Raw genomic sequence first — 23,748 nt, 5'->3', positions numbered from 1 at the left:
TTTTAATGGTTATCTGTAGTAGTTTTGTTTTCAGTTGTTTGTGGTATAAGTAATTTTTTTAGCTCACTACTATCAAAAGTTTTCTTAGGAGCAAAAATACTCCCTTGCATTTTTATATTAAGATGTGCCAAACTATCTTTATCGGAACTTGTATTTAAGGGATTTAACTTAACAAGCCTTGCCGGTACGTAAAATGATAAAATACTAGATGCATCCATATCAAAATTATATATATTAACTGCAAAAGAAGCCGCACCGCTACTATATTGTGTTGCAAATTTTACTTTCTTTAAAAGGGCAATACCTTTTTGTAGTTCAATATCACCGCTTATACCTCTAATATTTTCTTGTCCTGTGGTTATAGCACTATTTATATCTTTATCTAAATTTTGTACCTTATAATCAGCTGTATTAATTTTTTCTATAAAAGAATCAATTCCAAAATTATTAACATCTATATTGTTTATAGCAAATTGTGATTTTGTAGTAAGGTTATATAGCTGGCTTTGAAGGCTATTACCGTTAGTCCCTAAACTACCGCTTATACTTACTTTTCCGCTACTTGCAGTAAATATTTTAGGCATAAGAGCCGAAACTTTATCTAAATCTATTGTATTTAAAGCATATACGAAATTTATAGAATAAGGTTCTAATAAAATATTGCCGCTACCTTGAAGCTTGCCGCCTAATAATTCTGCTTCAATATTATTAAATTGTAATAGATTATTATTATTTGCTACATAAAATTTAACATTTTTCAATATTAAATTATTCTGTGATAATATTGATAATGTCCCGTAAAATTGCAATATAGCTTTATCTAAACTATAATCATTTATTAATTTATTTCTTAAATTAAGCATTCCTGCCGGTGATAATAAATCAGTAGTAAGATTACCGTCCTTAATTTCTACGGTCAAAGACGGTAATACACTCGAAGCATCCAAGTTCCAGCTAGTTGATAAATAGCTGCCCGCGGTTTTAAAATCTAAATTACTAATTTTTATATTAGCCGGTACGATTTTAGCAAGCAAATTCATTTTGTCAAATACATGATCATTATACTTAACGCTATCTATCAAAATATCTAAATTAGCTAAATATCCTATTGTTCTAATAGGAATAAATTTACTTGGATAATCTAAAGTTTTCATATCTTTGGTTAAATTTTTTGTAAATTCGATAAGAGGCGAAATTATCGGATACGTCCTACCGCTTAAGTCAAGTGAAGATATATTAAGCGTAGCATCTAAACGAGGTGTTTGAGCAATAAATTTACTAGAAAAATTTCCCGATAAATTTAAATTGTCCGTTTTAAGTAATAAATTTTTAAAAAATAAATCTATTAAAGTGAGTTTTAAATCCGACGACAAGCTAAAAGGAATAGCTTCTTTAATAGTAACATCGTTAAATCCTAAAATATTCAGTAACGAATTTATATCATTATGCTTTAAATATAGCTGTCCATCGAACATACTTCTAACAGCATTCTGTGTTACATTACCTGTAAGCTTAAATTCTCCACCTGACTTAATATTACCTGAAAGTTCATTTATCTTTAAAGTACCCTTTGATAAGTTAGAAGAAAAGACTATTTTTTCTAGTGCTTCATTCCTACTTAAAATTATTTCGTTAATTGCTATGTCTGCTTTAAGTAATTTATCAGCAAAAATAAATCTAATATTTGAAGAAGAAGTATTAAATGTTACCTCTGCATTTGGAGAAATTAACGAACTTAGATCTATTTTAGGAAAATCTAATTTCACATTAGTAGTAATATTATCATTTTTAGCAATGTTAACAAATCCATTACCTGTAATAAAAGAGGATGCTATTACTATGTCTTTTAGCTCTATTTCATCTTCATTATTTGAAATATTAAATTTAACGTTTACTGCCTCATTTTGATTAAATTTATTAAAAAGATGGTTTAAATCCGGTAATATATTATACATTACCGATGCTAAATTTTTAATCTGATATTCACCGTTACCGCTAGTAAGCTTAAAATCTTTGTAAATTTGCGATAGCTTAAAACCATAATCATTATTATCAATATCAAGACTAAAATCTACTATATCGTCACGTTTATTAATTGAACCTGAAATTTTACCTATATAGTTACTTGTAGTTTTAAATATGTAATTAGATGATAAAGCATTTTCTTTTTTTAATATACAATTATTAAAATTTAAAATAGAATAATCTTGTTTATTAATAATACTTAGATTAGTAACATTTAGATTTATATTTTGTAATTTATATTTAAAGAAATTCTTTATTAACTCTTCATGATTATAAATATTTAATACATTAGAATTAGAATAAAATTTAGCATCTAATATGTCTATTTTATTAATTTTAGGATTAAATTTTATAAGCGACCACAACGAAAAATGAATTTTAATCTGCTCTAAATCTAACTCTCCTCCTTCCTTTATCGTCTCAATAATTAAATAAGGCAAAGGAAATTTATTCATCTTTATTTTGCCAATATTTTCTTTTGCAATTCCTAAATGACTGGTAAGATTATTGGTAACCGAATTGTAGTTAACAAAAGATAATGCACCAAAGATTATAAATAACAATAATGAGAAACAAATTATAATGCCGGCAGCTATTTTTTTTATCATGTCTGTAAAAAAGTTTTTAAATATATTATTATATATAACTATCAAAATTTAAAGGTAAATTAATGAATTCTTTAGAAAATTTAATTTTAGTCGGTGTAATAAAATCATGTCACGGAATTAAAGGTTATGTAATTTTAAAATCTTTTACCGAACCTGCTACAAAAATACTTGAAAGAAATTTAGTAAATGAGTCAGGAGAAGATATACATATTAAGCTAATTAGCCAAAATACTAAAGGAGAATTAATTTGTAGATTTAATGATATAACTACTAGAAATGAAGCAGAAAACTTAAAAGGCTATAAAATATTTTGCTTGAGAGCAAGTTTACCGAAAATAGAAGAAGATGAATTTTATATAGCGGATTTAAATCATTTACCGGTATTAGACCAAAATCATAAAGAAATAGGCAAAATTAAAAATATTCTTAATTTTGGTGCTGGTGACATAATTGAAATAGAATTTTTAGATCAAACAACCGAATTATTACCTTTCAATAAAGAGTTTTTTCCTCTCATAACTAAAGATCATGTCGTTTTAAATTATCAAAGAGAAATTTGAGTACTTTAATTTTTCAATCTCTTATTTTTGGAGCTGTTTTTGCAGTTCTTCAATTTTCTTTTTTGTAAAACCGGTAAATTCAATAATTTCGTCTAAAGGCTTGTTCTTTCTTAACATTTTTTTACCATCTCTGCTAATTTCATTTCACCGATATTTATTCCTTCTTGCCTACCTTCTTCTCTGCCTTTTAGCTCCCAACTACGTGCTATGCTTACCATAATTTCCTCTTCTACTTCAGGGTTTAAATGTGATTTAAGTATTTTTTCTATTCCTATTATATCATTTTGACTAATTTTGGTCAAAGTATAGCATAAAATTAATTCTATATAATTAATACCAATATTAACCTCAGCAAACTTAGGCAGAAGACTAGCTATTTCTTGCCATCTCTTTAACAAATCTCGTTCATGAATATGCTTCATAAAAAATTGCAAAATTCCGAACCAAGCATGTTCTTTCAATTGTTCATCAGGAATTTGATGAACATTAATTAATTGATAATCATTAGTCCAAGTAGCTTTTACTAATTCACTATTTTCAAATAATTCCCATAAATTTAAAGGAGCATTATATTGTTGTATACCATTATAAAACACTAAAGGATATATGAAAGGAAATTTCTTGTTACCTGCAGATTTCCTATGATATTCCGCAATATTTAAATATACCTGAATAACCTAAAAGCCATATAATAATCAGGCTTACTTTGATGCTCTAGCAATAAAAATAAGTAACCGTCTTCACCGTTAAATTTAGCAGAAAATAGAATATCCAATATAGATTCTTTAAGACTTGGCTCTATAAAACTATCTTTTTCCATCTTAAGAGTCTCAAATACTAGAGAACCTTTAATATGAGACGGTAAATGCATCTCAAAAAACTCCCTAGCAACGAAAGGATTTTTAAATGCACTCCGAATAATTTTATCATGTTTAAGTTTTTTAGACATAAATGTTATTGATTGTAGCACTATAAATACATCAATAATATAATTATTTCAATTTTTAATTGAGTAAATTATATAGATTTGACAATTAAACCTTAAATACTATAATCAATAAATGTATATAAATAGAAGGTTAAACTCTATGCCTAAAACTTTAAAATACTCACTTATTATATTTATAAGTATAATATTGTTATTAATTATTATTCCTTTCTTTATTCCTTTAAATAATTATAAAGGAGTAATAATAGATAAAGTTAAAGAGGCTACAAATAGAGATTTAACTATTAACGGCGATATAAAATTATCTTTATTACCAAATCCGGCAGTATCACTATCAGAAATTAAATTATCATCAGTAGACGGCGCGAAAGAACCTCATCTAATTTCCGTTGAAAATGCTAAAGCGTCATTAAAGCTTTTTCCTCTTTTTAGAGGAGCAATTGAAGTAGCTTCTATAGAACTGCAAAAACCGATTATAAATCTAGAAGTTTTGAATAACGGACAGAAAAATTGGCAATTTGCTACATCTAATAATGCTAAATCTCAAACAAATAATATTGATCCTGTAGAATCTAACAATAAGGCTGGATTAGAACTTCCTATTTTGATTAGTCATTTTAAAATTATAGACGGGAAAGTAATATATATAGAAAAAAATAGTGAGAAAATATTTAACGATATTAATTTAGATACTAAAATAAAAAGCCTTAAAGGTCCTATAGACTTTACTTTAGCTTTAAAGGCCTTGGAACAACAGATTAATATAGAGGGAAATATTCAAGAAATCGGAAAAATAATTCCGTTAAGTGCTAATATTAATCTTGCCAGTGACAAAATTAAAAGTGACAAAATTAAAATCGAAGGGAAATTTGATAGCGAAAATAATTCTTTTATAGGTAACGCAAATATTAAAGGCAATACTAAAACTTTAGGTATGCCGGCTGACTTACAAAATGACTATGAGCTAACTACGACAATTACTACCGATAATAAAAATATAACTATCAAAGATGCTAGACTTAATTATCCAAATATAGAATTACTAGCAAATGCAAATTATGATATAGAACGTAATAACCTAAAATCAAATATCATTGTAAATCCAGGTAACATTATAACCGAAATTAGCTCTAATTTAGATAAGACAAATATTATGCTACAAGCTGATAGTTTAAAACCTATACTTGATGCTCTAAAGCTAAAGACCGATAAATTACCGCCTATTATTAACCAGAAACTGAATGTTACTTCTAATGTAATTTGTAATTCTCAAACAATAAAATTACAAAATATTAATTTATCGGCGGCCAATAGTAATCTAACCGGAGATATTGAGCTTAAAAACTTAGCACAAGATATCACTATTTCTCATAATCTAAAAATTAATAATTTCGAGTCATTTATGTCTCTTATGGGAGTAAGTAATTTAAGTAAGATTGGGGTATTACAGTTAAATGGGGAAGTACAAAAAATTAAAAATACTTACCATATTAATAATAAAATATCTGCTTTTAATACTAACATATCTATTAAAGGCGATATTAATTTAGCAGCTCAGAAGCCAAATTTTAATCTTAACTTATACAGTCCTTTAGTTAATTTGGATAAAATTCTTGCAAGTAATAGCCCTACTACTGTTCCAAGTAAAACTAGTAGTCCTGCCACTCAAAACATACCTACAGCTAAAAATAATTCTCCTAGGTCAAACAATCCTATTAACCTAGGATTTTTAAATGAAATTGAAGGACAATTATCAGCAAATATTGATAAACTAACTAACGACTCATTAATCATAAATAATTTAAAAGCAAAATTAAATATCACCGGTGGCTCGCTGAATATTACTTCAGTTAATGCGAACATTTACGGTGGTGAACTAAGTAGCACCGGTTATGTGAGTTCAGGAAAAGATCAAAATGCTGCAATTAAAATTGATTTAAAAAATGCCTACTTAAAAAGTTTAACTCCGCAATCGGGTAAAATAAAAATAACCGATGGACGACTAAGTTTTAAAGCCGATCTTACTTCTCGCGGCAATAGCGTTTATACATATGTTAATAATCTAAATGGACAATTTAATGTAAATAGCGATAACGGAAAAATAAGCGGGTTTGACTTAAACCGAATTGCAGATGCAGTACATAATGCTAAAAATACCGAAGGAGTATTACGGCTTATTAACAGCTCTTTTAGCGGCGGATCAACATCTTTCAAAAATTTAATTGCAAGCGGGAATATAGCTAGTGGCAAGCTTAATTTAAGCGAATGTAGTTTAGATGCTACGCCAGCCAAGGCAAATGCAAGCGGTCAAATTAACTTACCACAATATATGATGGATATTAGTGCAAGCGTTACTATTGGGGAGTTACCGCCTATAGCCGTTAAATTATACGGATTCATAAATAACCCGCAGCATAAATTAGATATTCAAGCTTTTCAGACATATTTAGTTAAAAACGTATTTAATAGCGTTATTAAAGACCTAAAAAGCGGAGAAAAGAAACCTGAAAATATTATTAAAGATGCTTTAGGTCTTAGAAAGAAAAAAGATACAAATACAGAGGAACAAAGCAGCCCTCCACCGGAAAACCAACAAGCAGATCCTGTGAATAAACTGCTACAAAAAGGATTAAAGAAACTGTTTTGATGTGACCGTCACGGGCGTTGTATGACTTATTATTTCTCTCTGTGTCATCCCGTGATTTATTCGGCTTTGTTGCGTGGCTCAATGTCATTCCCACTTAGGAAGGAATCCAGTAATCCTTAATGTCATCCCGTGGCTTGACCTATAGTACCGGACAATTTTTAAAAAGCTCTCGATGTCATCCCTGCGAAAGCAGGGATCCATGCTAAAAAAACCTTGATTTCAAAGATTTTTTTATTAGATAATTTTTTTTCAAATAAAGCTTTTTTAAAGCTCGATTTATCTCACTTTATTTTGGATTCCTGCTTCCGCAGGAATGACATAAAGTGAAAATTGTCCGGTACTATAGGCTTGACCACGGGGCCCAGGTTTTTATTTTTTCCTGGATTCCGTGAATAAATTACGGGATGACAGAAAACTGGATTCCTGCCGTTACTAAAAATGACATTGTACGCTTTTTCTGTGCCATACAACAACGCCTTCTTACAATAACGACATATATATTTAATTAGGAATACTAACTATTCGCATTTAAGTGCATCCCCCAATTGATAAACTTCTATTATTTCTTCAGTATCTAATACCAAATTAGGTATGTTTTTAGGAAAATCTTGAATTGCTTTAGTAATCTTTGCTGCTTCTTCATCATAATTTGCCTTTTTCAACAAAATAATAAAATCTTCATATAATGATTTTTTATTTGGATTTAACCCTATAGCTCTTTTGATAGAAGCGAGTGCTTCCTCCGGATTTATTTTATGTAACTTATTAAAAAACTCTTCGTGGTAGTATGCTTTACTTGGATCTAGTTCAATAGCTTTCTTTAATGATTTAATTGCATTATCTTGTTGTTTTTCCATTAAAATAGAACTTAAACTATGAAAAACTTCAGCTTCCCTATTGTTATATTTTTCAGTTTTATTATAAGTTTCAATAAAATTTGAAAGTTCTTCAGGATCAGTTTCAACGAATTTTCGTAGATTGGCTTTTTCTTCTTGATATTGATATCTGTTATGAAGAGCAAGACATTTTTTAAACAGCTCTGCAATTTCATCTTTAGTCATAATCTATCCTCCATTAATCTACTATAATATAAAAAACTAAACCGGTAAAGCTAGGGCGTGTCATCAATTAAGTTTTTTGGCTGCAAATGCGGCTAATTGGCATCATTTTGCACTTGAATTCGTTAAATAGGACTCGCTATTCGCCTCATTCAAATACAAAATGCTTCTCAATTATCCACATTTTCGCTTCAAAAAATTAATTGATGACACGCCCTAATATTTACCCATATTGTTTTTTCCATTCTATTTTCATCTTTTTATATTTCTTATTATCTTCCGCCTCTTGCCATTTTTTGAAAAATATATCGGCACTTTTTACTTTTTTTGGGTCACCCCTCCTCTTTCTAATTTCTTATAATCATGTTCTTTGTCATATTTTTTCCCACCTTTATAATTAGCATAACGTCTACTTCTAGTAAAACCCATTTGCAAATATTTACGAGCCATATCTGCTCCAACAAAATCATTATCCTCTAAGTATTTTAAAAATATTTCATATATTTTTTCACTACTTTCTTTAGCAATTTCAGGAGTTTTAAACTTCCAATAAGGTAAAATCTCATTTTTATATGGTTGACAAATTAATACTCCTTGTTCACCTTTACCTACTCTATAGCTTTTCGGGTATTTACGATAATCAATATCATTTTTCCATTTATAATTTTTATTATCAAAATTTAGATAGCTTGGTTTTTCCATAACTTATGATATATTTGTAATTAATAATTTATAACTACAATTTCAATATAAGTAAATAAATTTGAAGCTTGTAAAGCTAAGTAAGTATTTTAAATAAACTTTAATTTAAAATCGTATGATTAAGAAAATAGTACAAAATACGAAAACTTTGCATGTACGTCCTAATGGAAGATCAGCGGATTACATAACTCCTAACTTTATATATGGCTGTGCAGGAGGTTGTAGAAATAGTTATTGTTATGTAATGCGTCACAACTATGAAACATTATATATAAATGAAAATATAGATCAAATACTTGACGTATTAGATAAACATGTAGCAAGTTTACCGACTAAAATTTCCAATCAAACAGATTCTAAATATTGGACATATGATATAGGTTGTTCTACCGATGTAAGTCTGCATTGGAAACACACTAATTGGTTAAAGATATTTAATTTCTTTAAAGAACATCCGCATGCTAAAGCAACTTTTGCTACTAAATATGTTAATCCTAAACTACTTAATTTTAATCCTGAAGGCAAAATAAGGATTAGATTTAGTTTGATGCCGGCAAGGATAAGCGAGATATTAGAGCCAAAAACGAGTCCAATTATCGAGAGAATAAAAGCGGTAAATATTTTTATTGAAGCAGGTTACGAAGTTCATCTAAACTTTTCTCCTATTATTGCTTATGAAGGCTGGCTTACCGAATATGCAAAGTTATTTGAAGATTTAGATCAATACATAAATAACCAATATAAACCGTTTATAAAAGCGGAATGTATATTTTTAACACATAACGAAAAGCAGCATGAAAGAAATATTGCCTCAAATAGATTAGAGAGTGAAGCTTTAATTTGGCAACCAAATAATATACAGGAAAATAAAGTAAGCGAATATGGAGGCAAGGCTGTACGTTATAAAGCCGGTATTAAGAGTAATTTTATCAAACGATGGAGTGTGTTGCATGACAGGTTACTCCCTTGGAATCAAATCCGATATATCTTCTAACTCTTCTTATTTAAAAATTACAGTTATAAATAAAAAATCACTTGCATAAAAATAAACCTATGATATGTTTCTTCACGTTGAGTTTCAATTTTATCTCCCATAAAAATAACCCAACACTATTATCCCTCAGCTAATAGTGGATATAGTGCTAGTTGAGGACAAAAGTAAAAATATAAAAAACAAGTAAAATATCGAATAGGCAAAAAATCGTTTAGCCTGTTTGTTATCAGGGGTGTCATAGAATAAAGAACCGGAATAATATAGAAATACTAACCCAAGAATACTGGAAGTCATTAAATATATAAAATTATTCATTCCGATAAAAAAAGGCATTAACGAAACAATAAATAAAAGAATGCTGTAAATTAGAATTTGTTTCTTAGTATATAAATTCCCTTTTACTGCAGGCATCATCGGTACTTTACAGTTTTTATAATCATCGTTACAGAATAAAGCAAGAGCCCATGAATGCGGCGGCGTCCAAATAAAAATAATCAAAAATAATATAATCGACTCTAGAGATATAGTATTGCTTACCGCTGCATAACCTATCACAGGAGGTAATGCTCCCGATACTCCGCCAATAACGATATTTTGTATAGAACGACGCTTTAACCAAATAGTATAAATACAGATATAATAAAAAATAGTGGATAGCAGTAAAAAGGATGCAAGTAGATTAACACATAAAGCCATAAAAAATACTGCAAAAAATCCTGTTATCAAACCAAAAGATAAAGCCTCATCAGGTTCTATAGCACCTCTGACGATAGGTCTTTTTTGAGTACGTTTCATTAAGCTATCGATATCTCTATCGTACCACATATTAATTGCTCCTGCACTACCCGCCCCAAGAGCTATGCAAACAACTGCAATACCGGCAATAAAAGGATGCACGGAATAAGGAGCAAGCCACATACCTACAAAACCCGTAAAAATCACAAGTGACATCACACGCGGTTTCATAAGTAAAATATAGTCTTTAACAGTACTCTGTGAATGATTGATTTTATCTAAATTGATTGGCGTTACTAAAGAACTCATATGAAATATTTTTTAATTAAATATAAAAAGTTTTAGGGTAAAAATCAATGATTGACTTTGATATAAGAAATGTATATATTTTCTTGTAATTCAAATATAAAGTTAAGGATATTATCAGTGACAAAAATTGTTCGTTCTAAATATAAAGCTAGTAGAAGACTTGGAGTAAGTCTATGGGGTGATAGCAAGGATGCTTTCAATACACGAAATTATCGTCCCGGACAACATGGGCAGAATACCATGATTAAAACTTCAGATTATGGTTTACACTTAAAAGCTAAGCAAAGATTAAAATGCCATTACGGTCGTGTCACTGAAAAACAATTTAGAAATATTTTTGCACTTGCTCAAAAAATGAAAGGTAATACTGGTGAAAACTTCATTGGGTTACTTGAAAGCAGACTTGATACAGTTGTTTATAGAATGAATATAGCTCCAACTATTTTTGCTGCAAGACAATTAGTTTCACACGGACATATTAAATTAAACGGTAAGAAAGCCGATATAGCAAGCATACGACTAAAGGAAGGTGATGTTATAGAAGTCAAAAAATCCGTAAAACAAATACCGCTTATCCAAGAATCTGTTTCAAAACAAGGTCAAACAACACCAGGCTATTTATCATTTGATGTACCTTCATTAACCGGTAAATATTTAAGAGTTCCTGCTCTTTCTGATGTTCCATATCCTTTTGAAGCAGAAGTTCATTTAGTAATCGAGCTATATTCTCGTTAATAATTACAAAAAGGCAGGTTTTATTTATCTGCCTTTTTATTTTCTTCCCTACACCTACATTTTTCCTTTATACTATAACACAACTTATCAGCTAATTCGGCAGCGTTTATTAAAGATAGATTAGTTAAGAATTTAACGTCTGAGCTAAGAAAAAACTGTAAATTTTGACGTAGCAAGAATGAATTGCCACGCTTCTTTCAGTCGCTCGAAATGTATTGTTGCGTGGATCAATTTCACCTCTATCATCCCGTGGCTTGACTGGAGTTGTTGCACGGCTCGAAAAAAACGTACGATGTCATTCCCGCATAGGCGGGAATCCAGAAAAAAAAGTATACATACAGAAAATTTTTGAAATTAAAAGCTCGATTTATCTCGCTTTATAGTGGATTCCTGCTTTCGCAGGAATGACATCGGCATCCACGCAACAACGCCTGTTTGCAATGATGATATCTATTTTTAATAAACAATGCTCCATATATAATAATTGTTTCTACTTGCGTATTATTTTTAAGAACATATAATGCCATTATTTTAATAAAAATTAATAATCATGGTATTCTCTTTTTTATTTCGTAAAAATCCGGTAATAAAATCTTTTTCTAACTTAGGCTATGATATAGATGATATAATATCTACAATCTCATCTAATAAGGTAAATTTTAATAAAAATAATGCTGCTTCTACCTTTTCCAAGAAGTTAGCATATGGAACGCATTTAATAATTAGCGGTATAACTGGTTTTATTGTAAATGGGACAAAAGGAAGCAGTATTTTTGTTTCGGCAACGCTTGCTGATGAAATCTTAATAACCGAAGGGTATTTTTAGAAACATTATCTTACTTCTGCCACATTTAAAGGAAGTTTAATCTACCCTATTACTACAAATCTCATCACGACTTTTCCTAATTATTCAGTACCAATTTATTTAACTTCTACAGCTGCAATATTAAGCTTAACATATTATGGGACTGATTTCTTAAATTATCAGGAAAATTTAAAAGAAATTCAGACAAACTTAACTCCTAATATTAGGGTAATTGACCCTAATATACTTTCTAACAATTTTAAAAATGATTCAAAAAATGAAATTAAAGATATAACTCAAGGATTTTATCACATTTCTAATAATCCAATTATTAGAAATATGGTTATAACAAATGTTTTAGATTTAATTGAAGCATGTATAAATAGTAGTTTTATTAACTACACCGGAAATGATGGCAATACATTAATTGCATTGACTTTACTCATACAGGACCCTACTGCTGCTATAGGACCTCTTGTTTCTCAAGGAGCAAAAATCAGTATTTTATGGTGTGGACAAAATATAATAAGCACACTATTCCAATCATATAAAACTTCTTTAATACAAAATACTCAAGATTTAATCGAACAAAAGGCTTTAGAACTGTTACTAAACGAGGAATATAAAAGTAAAATCTTAGGATTAAAGGATATAGAAGCTATTACTAATAATTTATTTATTGATCTTCATAATACTTTTACTATTGGAATTTTACAATTAGGGAATTTAACCACTCGAAAAATTATACAGCTTATTGCATTGCAAGATATAATGAATTTAGTTCCAGGAGCTATTATATTTAATGAGTTTGAAAATATTAAGCAAGGATTTTTAAATATATTATATCAACTGGATATTTCTTACAGGAAAGAAGCAGAGAAAATTAACGAAAATAAAGCTTCTATAGTAAGAAATATATCCTCTAACACTTCAAATATCTTGTTAACTGATTCTGCTCAATTTGTGCAAAATCAATATGCTAAGCAACTTAAAGCTAAAAAAGAAATATCAAAGAAAATGTTGTTTTTAGATAGCACAAAAAATACTATAACTGCTATATTAGATATCTCAGATAAATTCATAAAATCACTTTACTATATTTATAAAGTAAAAAATGGAGAGATTACACTTGAGCAAGCTCTACTACTTAATCCTTGGCTTGAAACTTTAAAATCATTCTTAACAAGTTCTTCATTAAAAATAATCTTTAGTGGAGCAGCTATATCACAAGCAAGAATTACAAAATTAATAGAGGCAATTTCTTCTGAGGATAAAAAAGGAATAACATGGTCTACTAATGATACAAATGATGAATTTGTAATTTCTGATTATAACCTAATTATAGAAGAAAGAACTATTTTGAGTTTTGAAAAATTAGTATTAAAACTAGGAGCACATTATCTTCTTTCAGCTTCCTCAGGAAAAGGTAAAACTACTTTTTTAAAGAGTTTAGTAAATTGTATTGCTGATCCATGCCATAGTGTTGGTGAAATTTCCATACCTACCCATTATCAAAATCCAAAAATAATATTTATTGATCAGAATAGTTACATACCGGCTCAATCTACTTTATTTGAAGTAATAACCTCTGGTCTTGATCAATCAATCATTAAAAGTAATAAACAATCATTAGAAGAAAAAATTAACACATTATTCATAAAATTGGATCTAGCTACATTAATTACTCACTTAAGTGATAAAAATTATGATGTAATAAATGCACCAAGCGGCGGTCAAAAGAAAAAAATTGGAATCATTAAAGCTATAATTTCAAACCCTAAAATATTAATTTTAGACGAGGTGTTTGCCAATCTTGATAAAATATCTATAGAAAATGCACAACAAGCTTTAAAAGAATTTTTACCGGAAACTTTAATGCTTGTAGTACATCATGACGGTAAATCTCATGATTATAATAATTTTTATGATCAGTATATAAATCTTGAAGATTTGTACGCTGAAATAAACTTATTAGGAGAATAGCTATTCTATTCAACCCTATATACTGTATATACTAAATCTAGGTGTTCAATTATGGGAGTTTTTTAAGATTTCTTTATAGACTTCAAGGTTTTTTCTTAGCATCAGATCAAGAGAGAAATTATTAATTACCGTATGTCTTGCTGCTTCTTGGATTTTCTTAGCAGTATCAGTACCTAAAATCGAGAAACAATAATCGATTTTCTCTGCTAACGCTTCAGCATTATTCGGTTCTACGTGGAAACCGGTTATATTATTATTTATCGTTTCTACTGCCCCGCCGATATTAGTTGCAATAACAAGCTTCTCCATCGCTTGCCCTTCTATAATAGTACGTCCGAAAGCTTCAGGCTCGATTGAGGCAGAAACGATAATATCGGAAATCCCATATAGGTTTATTATATCCGAATCATTACCGAAAATTTGAATTTTATTTTGAAGCTTTAGAGTAGCTATAAGCTCTTTGACTCTATTAGTAAAATTGGGATGTCTAGATATATCGCCAACCATTAAACAATAAAAATCTCTATGTTTTAACTTACTTAATGCTTCTACTAGAACAAGATGTCCTTTCCAGCTTGTCATTCTAGAAGGCATTAATATTATCGGCACGTTGCTTGGTGCATCATATTTATCACGACATTTTTTAAGTTTTTCAGGCGTTAAATTTGCCGGATCAAAATAATCACAATTTACTCCACGCTCAATTACTACTATTTTGTCTTCATCAATTTTATAGTTTTCAAGCAAATGTTGTTTTACAAAATTGGATACAGCAATAACTTTCTCGCCTTTTAGCATTATGCTATTATAATATTTTTTAAAACTATTCGGAATATTATAAACCCCATGAAAAGTAGTAAGAAATTTAGCGTTCGTCCATTTTGTTGCTAGATATGAACTCCATGCCGGTGCCCTTGATCTTGTATGAACTATATCAACATTATATTTTTTGATTATTTCTGCTATCAATTTTGCATTATTCAGAATTACAAAAGGGTTTTTACTGCTACTATTCATTTCAATATGCAATATATCTTCCTTATCTAACTCTTTAACTAGAGTACCACCTGCTGAAATTATGATAGGAGTATGACCGAGAATTTTAAGATATTTTGCAACTTCTATAGTACCTCTTTCAACCCCTCCCGAGACTAGAGCAGGAACTACTTGCAAAATAGTATATTTATTGTATCGTTTACTTGACTTTAATGAAGGCATTAAATCTCAATCTATTAAAATAATTATTTAAAATGCACAAGCTTTATAATAAAACACAAGACAAATTTATTGTCTATGATAATTATAGAATAATTAATACAAATATTCCAACTGTAATTTTTTTACACGGCTTGATGTCTAGTATGCAATCAACTAAGGCTATCTATTTAATAGATTATTGTAAAAAAAACAATTATAATTTTATTGTTTTTGATAATTTCGGCCATGGAAACGCATCAGGACAATTTGAGGAGCAAACAATTAGTGATTGGTTAGAAGGAGTATCACTAATTTTAGACAAATTAATTGATACGAAGGCAATATTAGTAGGTTCGAGCATGGGAGGATGGTTAGCACCTCTTGCAGCTTTAAAATTCCCTGATAAAATAAAAGGACTTGTGTGTTTAGCTCCTGCTTCCGATTTTACTGAAGATATTTGGCAAAATATATCTCTAGACGATCAAAATAAGATGCAAAAAGAGGGAATATTAGAAGTAAGAGGTAAAAATTGTGAGCATAAATATCCTATAAGCTATAAACTGATAGAAGATGCAAAAAAACATTTATTATTGACAAAGAAACAGATTGATATAAATATACCGGTACATCTAATTCATGGAATGTTAGATGAAGACGTGCCTTATAATGTTTCAGTAAAATTATTAGAAAAAATAACAAGTAAACAAATAGTAATGAAGCTAATTAAAGACGGTCACCATAATTTATCTAGAGAAGAAGATTTAAAGGTAATGACAAATTCCTTAGAAGAAATGATAAGTAATATTAAATAAAAAACAAATATGTATAGTAAAATAAATAAAGTTCATGATTTTAAAGAAGTTATAGAAGCGGTAAAACAAGCCGATAATACTAGCTTGGTGCTTTTTGATGTAGATGAAGTAATTGTAATGGATAGTGATGAATCTAGGTTAACACATGATTATAGAAAAGAATTAATGAATAACATTGAAAAAAGACTTACTAGAAAAGAATGTGAATTATTACTTAGCGTTATTCTTAAAGAAAAAAAAGCGAGATTCGTTAATTCAGACATTTTAAAAATATTTGCTCTACTTAAAGAAAAAAATATTCCGGCAATGGGGCTTACTAAACTTCCTACCGGTAAATTCGGCGTAATTGAAGATATGATCGAATGGAGAATTCGTGAACTCACTGAATTAAAGGTAAATTTTCAAGAATTTTCACCTTTAGAAGATGAAATAACAATCGAGGATTTTAATATCGGTTACGGTAAACCTACATTAAAAGATGGCATAATTTATACTGCGGAATATGATAAAGGAAGCGTACTTGAATATGTATTACGCAAAACAGATTATTATCCGCAATCAATAATATTTATTGATGATATAGAAGAAAATTTACTATCATTACAAGAAATTTGTAAGAAACTAAAAATTAACTATCAAGGATTTGAATTTATGGGTTCTGCTATCGTTCCTGAACCTGATCTTGATGAACAATTAGAAAAAATCAGATTTGAAATTCTAGAAAAAGAATATAAATGGTTAACGGACGAGGAACTTAAAAAGCATACTTTGTCATAACTTGGAGGTATTGTTGCGTGGAGCGGTAAATCCAATATGTCACCCCGTGGCTTGACCTATAGTACCGGACAGTTTTTAAAAAGTTCTCTATGTCATCCCTGCGAAAGCAGGGATCTATGCTAAAAAAATCTTGATTTCAAAGATTTTTTTATTAGATAATTTTTTTCAAATAAAGCTTTTTTAAAGCTCGATTTATCTCGCTTTATTTTGGATTCCTGCTTCCGCAGGAATGACATAAAGTGAAAATTGTCTGGTACTATAGGTCAAGCCACGGGATGACAGAGGTGAAATACATCCACGCGGGCAATACCTAACGCAGACAAACTAACTAGATGACACCTATTCACTTTAGAGTATAATATTATGCCTACAAAACTCATTGTTCTTTTTACCTTACTTATCTCACTTTCTACTATGGCAAGTAAAAAGGAAGAAGAAAAAATTATAGGAGTAAAAGCAACTAAAGTACAAATTGCCGAACTTTACGACATATTTAATATTGTAGGGCAATGTCAGAATGATAATAGCCGTGATTATTATGCTAATGCCATTGGAGTAGTTGAAAAAGTCTCAGCACATCAAGGAGAAATAGTAAAGAAAGGAGATATATTGCTAGTTATAGATAAAAACATAGCAGAAACCACTAAATCTAGAGCAGCAGCTTTATTAAATACAAAACAAGAAGATTATAATAGAAAAGAAGCTTTATTTGCTAAAAAATTTGTAAGCAACGAGGAATATAAAAGGTCAAAAAGCGAACTTGAAGATGCTAAATTTAATTATTCCAAAGCTCTAAAAACATATAACGACATGATAATTACTGCACCCTACTCCGGTAAAATAGGCGTAATTAAGTCTATGGTCGGTGATGAAGTAAAAATAGGCGACTATCTTTTTAGCATTACCGGAACAGAAAACTCACAAAGTATTTTTATTGAATTGCCGGAATCTTTAAGCGGAAAAGTTGGAGTCGATACTGAAGTTTTAATTGCAGGAAAAATTAAAAGTACAATCGGGGCAGTATCACATTACTTATCAGATAACGGTACTTTAACAGCTAAAATTATTTTACCTATGGGGACAAAAATCCTGCATAATAGCTTCGTAGATGTTACGCTTATAATTAATCCTCACAAAAATCTAACCGTTCCTGAAAGTTGTATTCAACGAAATAATCAAGGTAACTTTATTTATAAAATAGACGGTGATACGGTAAAACAATTATATGTAAAAATCGGCACACGTACAGAAGGTTTAATTGAAATTACCTCTAAGGATGTTAAAGAAGGGGACTTAGTCGTTACCGAAGGTATGACTAAAATCGGCGACGGCTCAAAAGTTAAAATAATTGAGGAATAGTTATCTATATACTTCGAGTAAATGAAAAGTTGGTATACGAAGATCAACTTCAAAAAGAGCAAGGAATCCACAAGACGAGGAGCGGAGCGTATACTTAATACGTGAGTACCGCAGTACTTGTAGGATGACGTAGCCAATTTTTGAAGTTCATCGAGTATACATATTTTTAATCCATCTCTGTATTCTAGAGATCGTTGCTTTTACTCCATTATATTTTATAGAGTAAATAGCTAACCTAATCAAACTTGGGGCAATAGAAAAGCCTAATCGTATTTTTTTTATTATACCATTAGAATCATTTTCTGTAATGTCAGAATTCGCTTTTATTAACTTTAATTGAATTATGGCTTTGGATAATAAGTTAGCCGTTAGTGAGCTATATTTACTTAAATAATTATCATTAACAACGTACGCAGCAATATTTATTAACCCTTGAGAATATTTAGTAGGGTTTATAAATGCATTATTACCGTTAACGCGGAATTTAGATAACGCCTTATTAATACCTCCTACTAAATTCTTACTTGCAATAGAAATCCAAATACAACAATCTTCGCCAATTTTAATATTTTCAGGAAATAAGTTTTGCCTAAATAACCAAGTCCTACCCATCACTGTTGTTGTTGTTATTGTACAGGTTTGGATAATTTGTGGAAAAACTTTACCACTAACATTACCGGAATCCACAAAACATATATCCTTTCCTTCTTCATCTATTCTTTGATATGAAGTATGAGAAAATACAAAATTATTTTCCATCATAAATCCTAATTGAGTTTCTATTTTATTTGGCATAAATAAATCATCTGAATCAAGAAAGGCAATATATTCTCCAGAAGCCTTTTTAATTCCTAAATTACGAGCGGCTGCAGGTCCTTCATTTTCTTTACAGAAATATTTTATCCTCTTATCTTTTTTACATATTTTAGTTAATTCTGATATATCCTCAGTTGATCCGTCATCTATTACAAGTACTTCAAAATTTTCATGAGTTTGAGCAAGTACGCTTTCTATAGCTTCTATAGTCCAATTTATCCTGTTATATACAGGAATAATCACGCTAACTTTAGTTTCTTTCAAATACTTATTCGCCATTTCTAGAGCTAGTTTTTCTGATTTTTTATATTGTGTATGATTTTTTAAAAAGGCTACGGTATCAAATAAAAACGCAGCTATGGAACCTTTTCCCATTATTAGCATTTCTTCTTCTGTTAACTCTTTTAAAAAACCTGACCATAATTCTTCGCATTCTTCTAATTGATTAATCTCAGTACGACTAGTTTGTGCTAAATGCTGACGACACTTTACAAGAACTTCAGAATCAAAATAAATATGTGCTATACGAAAAAGTTTAAACCATAAATTATAATCTTGAGTATATTTTAGCGATTCGTCAAATACCCCTATCTTCTTAAAATATTTTGCAGGTATCAATAAAGCACAGCCGTATACTAATCCTCGTAAAACCGGAAATAATGATATATTTAATTTTTCTTTTGGATATTTATCATCAAGTCTTATAAAGCCTAGTAAACGAGACTTTTCATCAATTAACTCATAACCACAATAAACAACAGTATTTTTATTATCTAATTTACTTAATATATTAATTTGATATTCAATTTTATTAGGATAATATACATCATCATGACTAAGCCATGAAAAATACTCACCTTGCATATTTTTTATGCCAATATTTAAAGCCGAGGCACAACCTCCGTTCTCCTTAGAAAAATAATGTATTTTATCACCATACGATAATGCAATTTCTTCTGTTTTTCCATTGTCTTTAGAACCGTCATTAACAACAATAATTTCAATATTTTTGTAAGTTTGAGCTAAGGCACTATCTATAGCTTCACGCATATAATTAGCACCGTTATATACGGGAATAATAATCGAAACTAGGGGGGAATATGTATTTTGTTTCATCCAACTAACTTTTGAGAATGAGGAATTAATCTAATTAATATGCTAATTAGCAAGCTAATTATAAAAGTAGCGATGCCCAGAATTAAACTTCCGATTATTGGAGAATCTATAGGATTTAGTATAAGAATTACTAACATTTGCACTTTTAATTTTTCTATAACTAAAACATGAATAAAATATATGAAAAAACAATTGTTAGAAATACATTTTAATAGGTTATTATAATAGACTGGCACATTAACTTTTTGTAATACTACGAATATTCCTATAGATGCGATTATAACATTTGGGGTTAAATATACATATGCAGTTTCATCAGGTACAGAAGAATTTATATTTAATTTCCAAGTAATAGTAAAAGTAAGCATACTTCCTATTAAATATAAAATTAACCAATAATAGCTAGGAAACTTTGAACTAATGTTTTTCCTTGCTAGATATGCTCCTAAAATTGCATAACCGGAATAATTGAGAAAATTACTAATTGCCATCCACTTTGTTATCGATAAATAATGGTAAGAATTAAACGCATTAATTACAAACCATAATATTAAAAAATAACAAGCAAATTTTGTATCTTTAATCATTTCATTAACAATTAAAGCAAGAATTGGAAATAGTAACCAAACCCCAAGCATATAATAAACAAATTCTAGATGATACATTGCAGGTTCACGAAAGATACTATTTAGTACAACAACAATATTAGATGTTTCTCCAATGTTATATAAAACCCAATATTTATATAAAATGCTCCAAAATATTAATGGAATTAATAACCTTTTTACTTTATGCCATAATTTTTCTATCGGCATAGTATTTTGAAGTGCTAAAACACCTGACAATAATATAAATAAAGGAACAGTCACTCTACAAAAAGAATTTATAAAATTAGACAGTATAAAATTTTTAGAAAAAGGCGAAGAGGAATATTCATAGAATAATGAAGATATCGAATGAATTATAATTACCATGAAAATAGCTAAAGACTTGGTTAAATCTACCCAAACTATACGGCTATTATTTATTTTCATTATCGTTTATATTTAAAAATTTAAGAAATGTTTCTTTCATATGCTCTAACGTAAAATCTCGTAAAAAACATTTTGAACCGTTTGTAGCAAATTTTTTATAAGAATCCTCATCTGTTATTACCTTTTCAAGCTCATATATTATTTTATCGGCAGCAAGAGAACTACATAAATATCCCGCATTATTTTCTACTATATATTTGCTTGGTGAAGAATAATCAGGAGCATGACAAAAAACCGGTCTACCAGAAGCAAAATATGTAACTAATTTTGAAGGAAAACTCGTACTAGACTCTTTGCGAAATTTTTCAGAAAACCAGTAAGGCATATAAAGAAGATCTGACTCATTAAGTAAATTAATAGTTTCTTCCTGAGAACACCATCCTAAATACTCAAAATTAGCAGGTAATTGTGTAAATGTTTGAAAACCTCCACCCATTACTCGAACTTTAATCTTTCTGCCTGCAATAATCCAGTTAGCTTGATTAAGAGCATTAATAAGACTTAACCATTCAGCTTGAGCATAAAACTGCCCTGCCATACTAATTATAAATTCATTTCTATTATGAGGCGATGCAGCTGGCATGCGTGCTAATTCTTTTGGTAACCCTGCAATGACCGGTATGGTAGATATATTATATTTAGCTTCATAACTTTCAGACATTGCCCATGAAGCAGTAGCACAACAAGTGCTATATTTAATTACTTTATCAAATTCTTTTAAAAGCCTTTTTTGAGTAAACTCATCAATTTTATTATCCCGAAGCCACCATTCAAAAGGATCCCATATTTGAGTAAATAAAGGTAAACCTAATTTAAATGCAAGTATTTTTGTCAAACGAATAATTGTTTGACCTTCTAATACTACCCATAATGCAGTAATTTCTTGTTGTTTTGCAAATTCAATAATTTTAGGTAATAGACTGTATTTTACCTGTGCAGCATTAAACAACTCAAAAGTAAAAGACGATATATCGCTCAAGGGTCCCTTTAATATACGCAATGCACTTTCTCTAGGCTTTTGTAATATTAAATGAGGAATTTCTTGTAAATCCTCTGGTATTATTGGATTTAAAGCTGGATTAAGAATTGAACAAATAGCAATCTGTTCAACAGGTAAAAACTTTACTAAACGATTTAGTACTAAACCGGCAGTAAAATTTTGACAAGGTGGCATATCAGTTAAAAGTAAAACTTTCATTTATTGACAATATTTTTATATAATTCAGCTAAATGTTTTGCTTGTGTTTCTTCATTATAATATAATTCAGCTATTTCACGACCTTTCTTACCGCGTTCAGCTCTTTCATTAGGATTATCAATAAGATTTTGTAATGCTTGATATAGAGCTTCACTATCATTTAACGGTACAGATATACCTACCTCAGGTGCATAAACTACCTCAGGTAAAGCAGTTTTATCAAAAACTATTACCGGCTTACTGCATGCTAATGCTTCTACTGCCATCATTCCAAATGATTCTGCAATAGATGGCATTAAAAAAATGTCGGATGCTACTAATGCGTTTCTTATAGTTTCTTCATTATTAATCCATCCAAGATTAATAATTTTAAAGCGATTTTCAAACTTTTTTAATAAATTATAATTACTACCTAACGTCAGAAGACACACCGGTTGTTTAGTTTCAATTTTTTCTAAAGCCTGAATTATATGCTGTAATCCTTTAAAAGGATTATCGTCTGACCTAAAACATATTACCAGCATATCTTCAGATATTCCAAATTGCTTGCGTGCTTTAGGTGCAGCATCTGGTGAGAAGTATTTTAAATCTAAACCAAAAGGAATTTGATGAACTGATATCTCTTCAAATAAAGGAGATAATTTAACCATGTCATACATCCATTTGGAAGCAACGACTAATTCAAACTTAGCATTTTTATAAGCTTGACGTTTGTAATCAAATAGTAATTTTGTGTTATCTTTTTTTAAGGGAAAAGGAATTGTAAGATCAGGACACTCTCCACATCCTATCATCCAACGTTTACATTCAAATGGATGAATACAGTGACCAGTCATTGCCCAAGGATCGTGCAAAGTCCATATAGTTGGCTTTAAATCTGTGATCATTGATAAATCACTAATACTAAAGTAACCCGAATGTATGATATGAAGATGTATTAAATCTGCCTCTTGAAAAGCCGGCATTTTTATTATTTTTGGAACATTACGATATAATATAGACTGTAGAGACGTCTGCTTTTCTATTAATTGTAGGATTCGGTTTATCTTTCTAGGTATTATACCTTCAAATGTTAGTACCTCAGGATCTTGAGTATCTTTAGCCCATACTAAATGCTTAGATTCAATACTGTATTTTTTTAAAATCGGCGTTATAGACAAACCATGAAACCTACGCCCTGGAGATTCATAGCCATTTATTTGCAATATTTTCATTTAAATTTTAAAATATACCTTGTCTATCTTCTAAGCATTTTAATAATATGTTATTATCAGTATTTGGAGCTTCTAGATAATTATAAATATAACAATCTAATAGTTTAAAATTATT

The 23,748-nt window shown here is 29.6% G+C and carries 19 protein-coding genes and 1 pseudogene; 9 read left to right on the top strand and 11 right to left on the bottom strand.

The features are described from left to right. Positions 1-2 precede the first annotated feature (2 nt). On the bottom strand, positions 3-2,633 hold the full coding sequence (locus tag ACNFN7_RS07205) for an exodeoxyribonuclease 7 small subunit (RefSeq protein WP_485441418.1): 2,631 nt from the start codon (positions 2,631-2,633) through the stop codon (positions 3-5). A gap of 62 nt (positions 2,634-2,695) precedes the next feature. Here ACNFN7_RS07205 and rimM point away from each other — a divergent pair, with 62 nt between their 5' ends. Further along, positions 2,696-3,193: a ribosome maturation factor RimM gene (rimM, locus tag ACNFN7_RS07200; RefSeq protein WP_485441417.1), complete on the top strand. Its 498-nt coding sequence runs from the start codon at positions 2,696-2,698 to the stop codon at positions 3,191-3,193. A gap of 110 nt (positions 3,194-3,303) precedes the next feature. On the opposite strand, the gene ACNFN7_RS07195 is transcribed toward rimM, so the two are convergent. Together ACNFN7_RS07195 and ACNFN7_RS07190 are read right to left on the bottom strand one after the other, a co-directional pair. After that, complete coding sequence (locus ACNFN7_RS07195; protein ID WP_485441441.1) at positions 3,304-3,801, bottom strand: Rpn family recombination-promoting nuclease/putative transposase; 498 nt, start codon at positions 3,799-3,801, stop codon at positions 3,304-3,306. Between the two features lie 50 nt (positions 3,802-3,851). Next, a complete protein-coding gene (locus tag ACNFN7_RS07190) occupies positions 3,852-4,142 on the bottom strand; it encodes an Rpn family recombination-promoting nuclease/putative transposase (RefSeq protein ID WP_485441416.1) in 291 nt (96 codons plus the stop codon). A 139-nt stretch (positions 4,143-4,281) separates the two neighbouring features. Between ACNFN7_RS07190 and ACNFN7_RS07185 the strand changes: the two genes are divergently transcribed. Then, complete coding sequence (locus tag ACNFN7_RS07185) at positions 4,282-6,789, top strand: AsmA family protein (RefSeq protein WP_485441415.1); 2,508 nt, start codon at positions 4,282-4,284, stop codon at positions 6,787-6,789. A gap of 518 nt (positions 6,790-7,307) precedes the next feature. On the opposite strand, the gene ACNFN7_RS07180 is transcribed toward ACNFN7_RS07185, so the two are convergent. Together ACNFN7_RS07180 and ACNFN7_RS07175 are read right to left on the bottom strand one after the other, a co-directional pair. Then, positions 7,308-7,646, bottom strand: coding sequence for a hypothetical protein (locus ACNFN7_RS07180; protein ID WP_485441440.1), 339 nt, complete (start codon positions 7,644-7,646; stop codon positions 7,308-7,310). 424 nt (positions 7,647-8,070) lie between these two features. Then, positions 8,071-8,549: pseudogene (locus ACNFN7_RS07175) on the bottom strand (DUF4385 domain-containing protein). 115 nt (positions 8,550-8,664) lie between these two features. Here ACNFN7_RS07175 and ACNFN7_RS07170 point away from each other — a divergent pair. Further along, positions 8,665-9,543 carry a spore photoproduct lyase family protein gene (locus tag ACNFN7_RS07170; RefSeq protein WP_485441414.1) on the top strand — a complete coding sequence of 293 codons (879 nt, stop codon included), beginning with the start codon at positions 8,665-8,667 and terminating at the stop codon, positions 9,541-9,543. A gap of 126 nt (positions 9,544-9,669) precedes the next feature. Here the strand turns inward: ACNFN7_RS07170 and cyoE are convergent, their stop codons facing one another. Next, positions 9,670-10,587 (bottom strand): heme o synthase, encoded by a 918-nt coding sequence (gene cyoE / locus ACNFN7_RS07165; protein ID WP_485441413.1) that lies wholly within the window; start codon positions 10,585-10,587, stop codon positions 9,670-9,672. Positions 10,588-10,704: 117 nt separating this feature from the next. Here cyoE and rpsD point away from each other — a divergent pair, with 117 nt between their 5' ends. The 3 genes from rpsD (at position 10,705) to ACNFN7_RS07150 (ending at position 14,110) form a co-directional block, all read left to right on the top strand. Next, a complete protein-coding gene (gene rpsD / locus ACNFN7_RS07160; protein ID WP_485441412.1) occupies positions 10,705-11,322 on the top strand; it encodes a 30S ribosomal protein S4 in 618 nt (205 codons plus the stop codon). A 550-nt stretch (positions 11,323-11,872) separates the two neighbouring features. Next, positions 11,873-12,148: a hypothetical protein gene (locus tag ACNFN7_RS07155; RefSeq protein WP_485441411.1), complete on the top strand. Its 276-nt coding sequence runs from the start codon at positions 11,873-11,875 to the stop codon at positions 12,146-12,148. 318 nt (positions 12,149-12,466) lie between these two features. Further along, on the top strand, positions 12,467-14,110 hold the full coding sequence (locus ACNFN7_RS07150; protein WP_485441410.1) for an ATP-binding cassette domain-containing protein: 1,644 nt from the start codon (positions 12,467-12,469) through the stop codon (positions 14,108-14,110). Between the two features lie 45 nt (positions 14,111-14,155). Here ACNFN7_RS07150 and ACNFN7_RS07145 read toward each other — a convergent pair whose 3' ends face one another. After that, positions 14,156-15,328 (bottom strand): glycosyltransferase family 4 protein, encoded by a 1,173-nt coding sequence (locus tag ACNFN7_RS07145; protein ID WP_011270879.1) that lies wholly within the window; start codon positions 15,326-15,328, stop codon positions 14,156-14,158. Positions 15,329-15,360: 32 nt separating this feature from the next. On the opposite strand from ACNFN7_RS07145, the gene ACNFN7_RS07140 reads away from it, so the two are divergent. The 3 genes from ACNFN7_RS07140 (at position 15,361) to ACNFN7_RS07130 (ending at position 18,255) form a co-directional block, all read left to right on the top strand. Beyond that, positions 15,361-16,119: an alpha/beta hydrolase gene (locus ACNFN7_RS07140; protein WP_485441409.1), complete on the top strand. Its 759-nt coding sequence runs from the start codon at positions 15,361-15,363 to the stop codon at positions 16,117-16,119. Between the two features lie 9 nt (positions 16,120-16,128). Then, positions 16,129-16,896, top strand: a complete 768-nt coding sequence (locus tag ACNFN7_RS07135) for a DUF2608 domain-containing protein (RefSeq protein ID WP_485441408.1) — start codon at positions 16,129-16,131, stop codon at positions 16,894-16,896. Between the two features lie 360 nt (positions 16,897-17,256). Further along, positions 17,257-18,255 (top strand): efflux RND transporter periplasmic adaptor subunit, encoded by a 999-nt coding sequence (locus ACNFN7_RS07130; RefSeq protein ID WP_485441439.1) that lies wholly within the window; start codon positions 17,257-17,259, stop codon positions 18,253-18,255. Between the two features lie 147 nt (positions 18,256-18,402). Here the strand turns inward: ACNFN7_RS07130 and ACNFN7_RS07125 are convergent, their stop codons facing one another. From ACNFN7_RS07125 to ACNFN7_RS07110, 4 genes are read right to left on the bottom strand one after another with little or no spacing between them, the layout of a single operon-like run. After that, complete coding sequence (locus tag ACNFN7_RS07125; protein ID WP_485441407.1) at positions 18,403-20,187, bottom strand: glycosyltransferase family 2 protein; 1,785 nt, start codon at positions 20,185-20,187, stop codon at positions 18,403-18,405. Then, positions 20,184-21,221: an acyltransferase gene (locus ACNFN7_RS07120; RefSeq protein WP_485441406.1), complete on the bottom strand. Its 1,038-nt coding sequence runs from the start codon at positions 21,219-21,221 to the stop codon at positions 20,184-20,186. The genes ACNFN7_RS07125 and ACNFN7_RS07120 overlap by 4 nt, the downstream gene beginning before the upstream one ends. After that, on the bottom strand, positions 21,208-22,419 hold the full coding sequence (locus ACNFN7_RS07115; RefSeq protein WP_485441405.1) for a glycosyltransferase: 1,212 nt from the start codon (positions 22,417-22,419) through the stop codon (positions 21,208-21,210). The genes ACNFN7_RS07120 and ACNFN7_RS07115 overlap by 14 nt, the downstream gene beginning before the upstream one ends. Next, the gene (locus ACNFN7_RS07110) at positions 22,416-23,633 is read right to left on the bottom strand and encodes a glycosyltransferase family 4 protein (protein WP_485441404.1); all 1,218 of its coding nucleotides are present in this window, start codon (positions 23,631-23,633) and stop codon (positions 22,416-22,418) included. Before ACNFN7_RS07110 ends, ACNFN7_RS07115 begins: the two co-directional genes overlap by 4 nt. Positions 23,634-23,748 lie beyond the last annotated feature (115 nt).

It is taken from the genome of Rickettsia sp. MAE-05 (genome assembly GCF_057319745.1).
This window is presented reverse-complemented; position numbering and strand designations above follow the sequence as displayed.